Below are 11005 nucleotides of genomic sequence, written 5' to 3'. Positions count from 1 at the left end.
TTTATCTCCACTATAGATTTACTTTATATAAGAAAGAACATCTTCAATATGCCCCTTCACTTTCACTTTACGCCACTCTTTTACAAGCTCACCGTCTTTATTAATAAGGAATGTAGAACGCTCAATTCCCATGTACTCTTTCCCAAAGTTCTTTTTCAATTTCCAAACATCATATAATTCTGCTACTTTATGATCCTCGTCTACTAAAAGTGTAAATGGAAGTTCATGCTTCTCAATGAATTTCAAATGTCTATTTGCCGGATCCGGACTCACTCCAAGAATAACCGTGTCCTTCTCTTGAAATAGCCCATACGAATCACGGAAATCACACGCTTCAGTTGTACACCCTGGAGTCATATCTTTCGGATAAAAATATAGCACTACATTTTTACCACGAAAATCAGCTAAGCGAACTTGTTCACCGTTACTTCCCTCTAATGTAAATTCTGGAGCCATTTCTCCTACTGTGATCATTGTTATCACTCCTACTCTTTTCTTTTACTATATCAAATGCTGTCTTATTTTTCATTGTCTATTACAGACCTCATCACAAAAGCAAACGGTAGTGTATATCCAATTAGCGCTTCTCCGATTGCAATCCATCGACCGATTCCAATCGGAGATATATCACCATAACCAACAGACAATAAAGTAACCGCGCTAAAATATAAACAAATTTCAACGAGTTGAAAAGAGTGAGCGTTCAAGCTTTCTCCATCCTCTTTTAAAACGGAAAAACCCATTTCTTCTAATACAACGTAACTTAATCCAAACGCAATCAGTACTGTCGTATAAATCAAAAATAATGTAGCTAAATTATATAACGAAAAAAAACGCGTTGAATCTGAATATGAACTCCATAACAATTGGACACTTTTCAAAATAGCGATTGCTGCAATTAATAGAATAAATCCCCATAACATGTCCTCCACCTCATTTTATATGTATGAGATAGCCATTGGATTTATCCCTTAGAAACAAACAAGCTTCTATAATTAATTCCCAGCACCACGGTACCTTTTTACCCCTTGATTCCAAAGAGTGAGCGCAATCGTAAAACAGATAACACCAACGAATGGTGTTGCAAATGCATAGTTATTCCACTCCGTTTTTCTTAAAAAGTATGCTGCCGGATAAACTCCGACAAATGCAAACGGTAAAACAAACGTTAAAATGAAGCGAATCACACGATTATAAATATTAACAGGATAGCGACCATAGTTACCTATGTTATACATGAGAGGCATAATTGAACTTTTCGCATCCGACCAAAAACCCAGGCTCGCAAGCGTAACAAATATCCCGCCGTATACAAGGGCGCCCCCTCCTACCATCAGTAAGAATAAAAAGAAATCGTACCAATAAAAAGATAGTTGTAACTCCACAGCTGCATATCCCATTACAATCATTCCTGTAATGGCCCCAATTAAAGACTCAAGTTCCATTCTTTCTAATATAATTTGAAACAAGCTATGAATCGGTCTCGTTAATATACGATCCATTTCTCCTTTAATAATGTAACGATCATTAAAGTCCCATATGTTAAAAAAGGCTGAGAAAATGGCAAACGGCACTAAAAAGAAACCATAAATAAAGATTACTTCTTCTCTATTCCAGCCTTTTAATGCTTGTGTATGCCCAAACACAACAAGAATAAAGATTAAATTAACAGCCTGTAGTGATAAATCAGAAAGTAATCCAACGATAAAATCGCCCCGATACTCCAATTTTGTTTTTATATATTGGCTTGCATATTGCAAAAATAGTTTTATATATATCATCTCATCATCCCCCTTGTACAATTAGACGTTTTCTCGCCGTTCTCCACATGAGTACAATTGGAATAATAAGTACAATTGCCCAAATTACTTGGAATAATAATGCCTCATACAATTTACTTCCTTGTATACCTTCTGAAAAAATCATACTCGGAATATAACTAATGGCCTGAAACGGTAAAAACATCATTGCCTTTTGGGCCCATAACGGATAAAAACTAATTGGTAATAATAGACCTGAAAATAAATCAATAACAACACGTTTTGCATACATAATTCCACTATTATTAAATAGGAAGAACGTAAGCATTCCCGTCATTAAATTAATTTGTGTATTAATAATAAAACTAAATATTAAAGATAAGAAGAAATATAACCATGTTTGAAAATTCGTTGTAATTTGCAATGAAAATAATAAGGTAACGATAACCATACCCGGAATTGAAAAGAATGCGAAACGAAATATTCCTTCACCAAGACCTTGCATCACTTTCATTCCTAAATAGTTATATGGACGAATTAGTTCTACCGCTACACGTCCTTCTTGAATCTCCATCGCAATTTCCCTATCTATATTATTAAAATAAAAGGCACGTGCCATCCATGCAATTGCGATATACGTAGTCATTTGCGAAATAGATAAACTTTCAATGTTCTCTTTTCCGCTATAAATTGCCTGCCATAAAAAATAATACGCACCGATATTAATTGTATAAATTAAAATCCCGCTATAATAGTTTGTGCGATACGCAAGCATCATTAAAAAGCGAATTCGAATCATTTCAATGTACTTACCCATGTTTAATACCTTCTTCATAAATGTTACGAATAATTTCCTCTGTAGACACTTCATTAATTTTTAAATCTTTAATTTGAAAAGCTTGTACTACTTTAGAAATAAGCATTGAAATAATAACTTCTTCATTCGGGATTTTTGCAACCCACGTGTTTTCCTCTTTCGCTTTCGACCAAACGACATGACTATCCGGCATAACCATTGATAAAGCCTGATAGGAAACTGGTGCAATAAACTGAAAATGTATTTCCTTCTCTGCTCCCCACTGCGTACGAAGATTATTTAAAGAACCGTCATACATAATATTTCCTTCATCTAGCATGATAACGCGCTCACATAATGCTTCAATATCAGTAATATCATGGGTTGTTAATAAAATTGTTGTTTTATAACGTTCATTCATTTCTTTTAAAAATTCACGTATTTTCAATTTCACAAGTACATCTAGCCCAATTGTTGGTTCATCTAAAAATAATAACGGTGGGTTATGAATTAATGCTGCGGCTAATTCACAACGCATTCTTTGACCTAGAGATAACTTTCGAACTGGCTTGTCTAATAAAGGACCAATATCTAATGTTTCGATTACGTGCTCCATATGTTCTTTATACTGAGCGTCTGATACACCGTACACTTTTTTTAATAAACGAAACGATTCTTGTACAGCAATATCCCACCAAAGTTGCGAGCGTTGACCGAAAACAACACCAATTGTTCTTGCAAATTCCTCTCTCTGCTTATGTGGGTTCATTCCATTTACTAAAATCTCTCCTGATGTCGGAGTCAAAATCCCCGTAAGCATTTTAATTGTTGTTGATTTACCAGCACCATTCTCACCGATATAACCAACCATCTCACCTTGTTTTACAGTAAAAGATACATCATTTACTGCTGGTACTATTTTATAATTACGATTTAATAAATCGCGAAATGCACCCTTTAAACCCGGACGACTTGAATAGGCTGTAAATTCTTTACGTAACCCTTGTACCTCAATTACCGATTTCATAATCGGACCCCCTTCCTAAATGTCACAACGAATAGTTTACCCAACTGCCTTCTCTATCACAAACAATACGTCTTTTCGAAAAACATGTTAGAATAATACATAGATTTTTGTAAGGAGATGAATTGTAGTGAAATTCACAAAGTCAGAAGCATTACATAAAGAAGCTTTAGAACATATCGTTGGCGGTGTTAATAGTCCTTCTCGTTCTTTTAAAGCGGTTGGCGGCGGCGCTCCTGTTGCTATGGAACGTGGAAAAGGTGCTTATTTCTGGGATGTAGACGGAAATAAATACATCGATTATTTAGCAGCATACGGTCCTATTATTACTGGACATGCTCACCCGCACATCACAAAAGCAATTACAACAGCTGCTGAAAACGGGGTACTTTACGGAACACCAACAGCACTAGAAGTAAAATTCGCAAAAATGTTAAAAGAAGCAATGCCTGCTTTAGATAAAGTACGCTTTGTAAACTCTGGTACTGAAGCAGTAATGACGACAATTCGTGTCGCTCGTGCTTACACAGGCCGCACAAAAATTATGAAATTTGCTGGTTGTTACCACGGTCATTCTGATTTAGTACTTGTAGCAGCTGGATCTGGTCCTTCTACACTAGGAACTCCTGACTCAGCTGGTGTACCACAAAGTATCGCTCAAGAAGTTATTACCGTTCCATTTAATAATGTAGAAACTTTAAAAGAGGCATTAGATAAATGGGGACATGAAGTAGCAGCTATTCTTGTAGAACCGATTGTTGGAAACTTCGGTATTGTAGAGCCAAAACCTGGATTCCTTGAGAAGGTGAATGAACTTGTTCACGAAGCTGGTGCACTAGTAATTTATGATGAAGTTATTACTGCTTTCCGCTTCATGTACGGTGGTGCTCAAGATTTACTTGGCGTAACACCAGACTTAACAGCGCTTGGTAAAGTTATTGGCGGCGGACTTCCAATCGGTGCTTACGGTGGTAAGAAAGAAATTATGGAACAAGTTGCTCCGCTTGGACCTGCATATCAAGCTGGTACAATGGCAGGAAATCCTGCTTCTATGGCATCTGGTATTGCTTGTCTAGAAGTTCTTCAACAAGAAGGACTTTATGAGAAATTAGATGAACTTGGTGCCATGCTTGAAAAAGGAATTTTAGAGCAAGCTGCAAAACATAATATCGATATTACATTAAACCGTCTAAAAGGTGCTTTAACTGTATACTTCACAACAAATACAATTGAAGATTACGATGCAGCACAAGATACAGATGGTGAAATGTTCGGTAAATTCTTCAAGCTAATGCTTCAAGAAGGCGTTAACTTAGCACCTTCTAAATACGAGGCATGGTTCTTAACAACAGAACATACAAAAGAAGATATTGAATATACAATCGAAGCTGTAGGCCGAGCATTCGCTGCTTTAGCGGATAATAAATAATCCCGTCATTAAAAGGAAAAAAGAAAGCACATCTTTCTTTTTTCCTTTTTTCTATTTCATAAATCCTTTATTAATAGTATAATTATTCATAATTATCTGTTTTATTTTTCTTTTATATCCTTACTATCCTTGTATATAAGGCCGCTCACGCCTTTAATAGTAAGATTATTCAAACTTTAATAAGAGGGGGGATTGACGGATGCTCAATAAAACAAATACATGGACACCGTCTTTATTTCGAGATTATAAAAATGCAGAACATGATGCGTGTGGAATCGTTTCCGTTATGGAGAAACGAAAAATTCCTACAAAAGAAAACATTGATCTTTGTATACAATCACTAATCAAAATGAATCACCGAGCTGGTTTCATTAATGGTGAAGGAGATGGCATTGGCATTCACATTGATGTCCCAAAAGCACTTTGGAATGAAAAGTTGAAAAATAACGGATACAATCCAACGATTGTGGATCATCCCCACTTTATCGTTGGACATTTTTTTCTAAACAAAAAAGAGAATATCGTTAATCTAAAAAATCATATTCGCACACAACTAAACAACGAAAACCTTGCAATCCTTTTCGAAAGTGACGATGTAATAAATTCCGATGCACTCGGTCCACTCGGTAAACAAGAAGAACCTTTATTTTGGCAAGTTGCTCTTATCGCAGAAAATGAAGTTAAAAATATTGAGCAAATATTATTTTCAGTAACGATAAAAATAGAGGAAAACGAAGCGATTCATGTTGCTTCCTTAAGTCGTGACCATGTTGTATATAAAGTTCTAGGCGCTGGTGATACACTTGTTGCCTATTACAATGATTTACAACATCCTCTTATCGCTTCAACTATGACACTAGGACATAACCGCTATTCTACTAATACATTATCTAATTTTTTTCGTGTACAACCATTTAGCGTTCTCGGACATAATGGTGAAATTAACACAATTGCAAAATTACGCGATCAAGCTGACATGATTCATGTTCCACTTACTGCTGGGGGCAGTGACTCCCAAGATTTAAACCGCACCTTAGAAACTCTACTTGTTCAATACGACTACAGTTTATTTGAAGCAATGGATATACTATTCCCGCCAATTATTAATGAAATTAAACTTTATGAACCGCATTTACAAGATTTATATACGTATATGCGTGAAGCATGGGGCCATTTCGCACAAGGTCCAGCTGGCATTATTTCACGTTATAAAGATGAAGCTGTTTTCAGCGTTGATTCCCTTGGACTACGACCAGTATGGAAAGTAGAGACAGCGAGTTCTTATATTTTCTCTTCTGAACCTGGAGTTGTATTACCAACTGAATATGTAACAGAACCAAAACCACTCGCTCCTGGAGAAAAGGTCGGATTAAAATGGAATGAACAAGATGAGCTTGTACTCTACGAATACGATGACTACCAAACTCAAGTATATAACCGTTTTAAAAAGCGAGTGGATGTTACCGATTATCATTTGAATTTATCTATCCCTGAAACGAAAGAGATCCAAGGTTTATGTGATGCTACGCAAGTTGAAACGAAGCAATACGTTGCTTTTGGATGGGACCGAGAACATATTCAGCTTCTTGAACAGATGGCAACAAAAGGCGTTGAGCCAATTCGCTCACTTGGGCATGACTCACCACTTGCCGCACTCGATACTGATAGAAGAAATATCGCTGACTTCATTAAGGAAAGTGTAGCTGTTGTTACAAATCCAGCAATCGATCGTGATCGAGAGATCGAACACTTCTCCACACGAACGATACTTGGAGAGCGCCCAAGTTTATTAAGCGATACTAAACAGCCATTTGTAGTTGAAATGCTTTCCCCAATTATTTTAGAAGGAAGTGTAGCACAATCTATTGCAGAGGAATTACACACAATTACGTACGAACAACTTATACAGCTATTCAATACTCATAGCTCTATCGCTACAATCTCTGCTACATTCAGTCCTACAGAAACTTTACAATGCGCCTTAAATCGAATTGGTTCTGAAGCGATAACAGCCGTGAACGATGGAGCTTCCTTACTATTAATAGACGATGCCCACGCTCATCTAAATGAACAGTTATGGATTGATCCGCATTTAGTTACCGCTAAAGTACATCAAGTATTAAGCGAAAATAAATTACGCCGAAACTGCTCTCTCGTTATACGTTCCGGTGCCCTTCGCTCCTTACACGATATCGTCACACTGTATGGATTAGGAGCAGATAGTATTAATCCATATTTATTATTTGCAACCGTCAATGATGGGACAAAAACGCCAATTACGAATTTATATAATGCACTTAATAAAGGACTGGAAAAAGTCATTTCAACAATTGGAATTCATGAATTACGTGGTTACGGTCGCCTCTATTCTTCTATCGGATTACATGAGGAAATCGCAAATATATTACAAATTACGAATTTCTTCGGTTCAAATGATGTAGCTTTCTCGCTTGAGTCACTTGCTGAAGATGCACAAATGCGAGCAGATGATTATAACGATCCTAAAGTTAGAATGCGAAAATCTTTTCATATATTCCCGCGAATTTGGAAAGCAATCGGCGATGTCGCAAAAGGAAACTCTTATGATGATTACCGTGACAAGTTAAGTGAATTAGAAGAAAATAACCCAATCGCAATTAGACATCTTGTTCAAACGAAACAAACAAAGCATGTCATTCCAACTGAAGAAGTGTCCATCGGCATTCAAAAGCATGATTTACCATTTATTATTAGTTCCATGTCATTTGGTTCTCAAAATGAAATTGCCTTTCGTGCATATGCAGAAGCGGCCGACCAGCTAAATATGATTAGCTTGAACGGTGAAGGCGGCGAAATTAAAGATATGATTGGAAAATATCCACATACACGCGGACAACAAATTGCATCTGGGCGATTTGGCGTAAACGCCGAACTACTAAATTCATCAAACTTAATTGAAATAAAAATTGGGCAAGGCGCAAAGCCTGGTGAAGGTGGACATTTGCCAGGTTCAAAAGTAACAGCCAAAATCGCTGAAGCACGTAATGCGACAATTGGCTCTGATTTAATTTCACCTTCTAACAACCATGATATTTATTCCATTGAAGATTTAGCTCAAATGATTACAGAAATTAAAACGGCTAATCAACTTGCAAAGGTAGCTGTAAAAGTCCCTGTTGTTCCTAACATTGGAACAATTGCTGTCGGTATTGCAAAAGCTGGTGCTGATTTTATTAACATTAGCGGATTTGATGGTGGTACAGGTGCTGCACGTATTCACGCATTGCAACATGTAGGTCTTCCTGTAGAAATTGGTGTGAAAGCCGCTCACAACGCTTTATTAGAAGCAAATATGAGACATAAAGTAGAAATTTGGGCTGATGGCGGTATCCGAAGCGTTAATGATGCCTTGAAAATCATGCTCCTCGGAGCAAACCGCATTGGATTTGGTACATTATCTATGATTGCAATCGGCTGTACAACTTGCCGCGGGTGCCATCTAGATACTTGTCATGTTGGAATTGCAACACAAATTGAATCTGAAGCTCAGGCGAAAGAACACGGATTACGCCGTTTCGTCCCGCGCGAATTAGAAAGCGCCGTTGCTGGATTATTACATTTATTCACTACTTTTGGCGTAGAACTAAAACGATTAACAGGAAATCTTGGTTATACAAATTTACAAGAAATTGTCGGGCGTTCTGATTTATTAGAACAAGTTCGAGGAAAAAATTTATTAGACTTATGTAATTTACTACAAACGATAGAACATCCATCTGTTACAAAAACAGAGCACGTACCAGAAAAACAATTTGAAACAATTCATTCCCCTCATTCAAAAGAATTAGTAGGCGTTGGCGTAGAGCAACGCGTTATGGGTGGTTTAGAATCTTGCTATCGCGTTCGTAGTAAATTATATGAAGACACGAAGCTTGAACCACTTACATTAAAGTATACGAATGGCTCTATTCCTGGCAATGGATTAGGTGCTTACAATAGTGAGAACTTATTTATACACGTAAATGGTGGTGCACAAGATGGTATTGGTAAAACCTCCTTTGGTGGTGGTATTTATATAACAAAAGCAAAAGGAAAAGACGGCCTATATTATAACGGTTCTGTCGGAAAAGGTTTTGGATACGGTGCACAAAAAGGGGCGCTATACGTTCAAGGTAACGCTGATGCTCGCGCTGGTATTCGCCTCTCTGGAGCAGACATGATAATTGGAGGGCGTATGACAAAGCCACTCCGTGAAAAAGAACAAGGGAATATAGGAGCATACTCTAATATTAAAGGTTTCGCATTTGAATATATGACAAATGGGCGAGCGCTTGTTTTAGGGGATCCTGGCCCATGGATCTGTGCTGGTATGACTGGCGGTGTTGTTTATTTACGTCATGATTCAAGCTTAGGTTTAACAGAACAGGCCTTAAAAAGAAGAATCGCAAAAGGAGCAAATGTTACATTACAACCAATTAGTAAAAATGGTGTGCAAGATGTAACCAATTTATTACTAGATTATATCCGTGTATTAAATGAACATGAGCAATACGAGGAAGTTGCTTTGTTAACACCGTTACTCAATGATATGCAGCAACAGTTTTTTGAAATTATCCCGAAAAAAGAGCAGGCTGATCCATCTATCTCAACAGAGTGATATGCCTAATTTTCATCTTCAAGAAAAAATTGACGAAGTACACTTCTCATAGTAATCTATAGTAACAATTTGAAACCTGCTGAAATTCAGCAGGTTTTTTTACTAAAAATTGATGTTTAAAAAGAATTAGGAAAAAGTATAAATGAATCTTAATTTCTTTTGAATGTCACTAAAATATCACTTGCTAACATATTGTAATGAATGTATAGTATCATGTTGTACATCCATTATGACAAGAGAAAGGATCTTATTTAGGGTATGAAACTTGGTGCTCGCATTTTAAAAACGGGTATTGCCATCACATTAGCTTTATTTGCTTGTATTTTGCTTCAATTACCGAGTCCGGTATTTGCGGGGATCTCAGCTATCTTCGCTGTTCAACCGTCTGTATACCGTTCGTATTTAACTGCTCTTGAGCAAATTCAAGCAAACGTCATTGGCGCGGTATTCGCTATCGTATTTGCTACTGCTTTTGGACATAATCCTTTTATTATTGGATTAACATGTATATTAGTAATTGCGCTTACGTTACAATTACGATTAGAAAACACAATATCAATTGCTTTAGTAACAGTTATCGCCATTATGGAGTATCAGGGCGAAGATTTCTTTAGTTTTGCCTTACTTCGCTTTGCGACGATTATGATTGGAATTATTGCGGCTTCACTTGTAAATTTAGTGTTTATGCCGCCAAAATACGAAACAAAGCTCTATCATCGTATCGTTGATAATACAGAAGAAATTGTAAAATGGATTCGAATGAATAGCAGGCAAGCTTCTGATTTTACAACATTAAAAACTGATATTGATCGTATGAAAGAAAAAATGATCAAACTCAACCATTACTATTTGCTGTATAAAGAAGAAAGAAGCTATACGAAAAAAGTAAAGTTCGCAAAAATTCGTAAGCTTGTTTTATTCAGACAAATGTTAGCGACGACAAGTCGTGCTTTAAGTACGTTAAAATCATTACATCGTACTGAAAACGAACTGCGCTATATGCCAGAAGAATTTCAGGAATCTATCCAGAACGAACTTGATTCATTAACACATTATCATGAACAAGTTTTATTAAAATTTATTGGTAAAGCAAAAAAACAACAATCCGTTGAAATGCTTGATGAAGTTGAAACAGGTAAACAAGAATTAATTGATATCTTTATGGAATATCAAAACAAGGATGATGAGGAAGCTTATAAAACATGGCTACACCTCTTCCCTCTTATTTCTGCCATTATTAACTATAGTGAAGAAGTAGAGCATTTAGATTTACTTGTGGATAGCTTCTACACATACCATAAACCAGAAGCAGAACTTAAAATCGATGATAAAAAAGAAGACGAATAAAAAACAGCTCCTT

Annotated in this window: 8 protein-coding genes; 3 read left to right on the top strand and 5 right to left on the bottom strand. The window is 36.5% G+C overall.

The genetic code is table 11. The annotated features are described in order from the left end of the window. Positions 1-18: 18 nt before the first annotated feature. The 5 genes from bcp to ATN06_RS02705 form a co-directional block, all read right to left on the bottom strand. Positions 19-474 (bottom strand): thioredoxin-dependent thiol peroxidase, encoded by a 456-nt coding sequence (gene bcp / locus ATN06_RS02725; protein WP_060629448.1) that lies wholly within the window; start codon positions 472-474, stop codon positions 19-21. A gap of 44 nt (positions 475-518) precedes the next feature. Continuing rightward, on the bottom strand, positions 519-923 hold the full coding sequence (locus ATN06_RS02720; protein WP_060629447.1) for a potassium channel family protein: 405 nt from the start codon (positions 921-923) through the stop codon (positions 519-521). A gap of 72 nt (positions 924-995) precedes the next feature. Then, positions 996-1781, bottom strand: a complete 786-nt coding sequence (locus ATN06_RS02715; RefSeq protein ID WP_060629446.1) for an ABC transporter permease — start codon at positions 1779-1781, stop codon at positions 996-998. Between the two features lie 4 nt (positions 1782-1785). Continuing rightward, the gene (locus ATN06_RS02710; RefSeq protein WP_000521517.1) at positions 1786-2577 is read right to left on the bottom strand and encodes an ABC transporter permease; all 792 of its coding nucleotides are present in this window, start codon (positions 2575-2577) and stop codon (positions 1786-1788) included. Next, on the bottom strand, positions 2570-3583 hold the full coding sequence (locus ATN06_RS02705) for an ABC transporter ATP-binding protein (RefSeq protein WP_060629445.1): 1014 nt from the start codon (positions 3581-3583) through the stop codon (positions 2570-2572). The genes ATN06_RS02710 and ATN06_RS02705 overlap by 8 nt, the downstream gene beginning before the upstream one ends. 127 nt (positions 3584-3710) lie before the next feature. Between ATN06_RS02705 and hemL the strand changes: the two genes are divergently transcribed. The 3 genes from hemL (at position 3711) to ATN06_RS02690 (ending at position 10992) form a co-directional block, all read left to right on the top strand. Continuing rightward, complete coding sequence (gene hemL / locus ATN06_RS02700) at positions 3711-5009, top strand: glutamate-1-semialdehyde-2,1-aminomutase (protein ID WP_000673241.1); 1299 nt, start codon at positions 3711-3713, stop codon at positions 5007-5009. 199 nt (positions 5010-5208) lie between these two features. After that, the gene (locus tag ATN06_RS02695; protein ID WP_060629444.1) at positions 5209-9645 is read left to right on the top strand and encodes a glutamate synthase-related protein; all 4437 of its coding nucleotides are present in this window, start codon (positions 5209-5211) and stop codon (positions 9643-9645) included. 258 nt (positions 9646-9903) lie between these two features. Then, the gene (locus ATN06_RS02690) at positions 9904-10992 is read left to right on the top strand and encodes an aromatic acid exporter family protein (RefSeq protein ID WP_060629443.1); all 1089 of its coding nucleotides are present in this window, start codon (positions 9904-9906) and stop codon (positions 10990-10992) included. The last annotated feature ends 13 nt before the right edge of the window (positions 10993-11005 follow it).

Source organism: Bacillus thuringiensis, assembly GCF_001455345.1.
Lineage (GTDB): Bacteria > Bacillota > Bacilli > Bacillales > Bacillaceae_G > Bacillus_A > Bacillus_A thuringiensis_N.
Note: the sequence above shows the minus strand (reverse complement) of the source record. Positions and strands in the feature narration are given on the sequence as shown.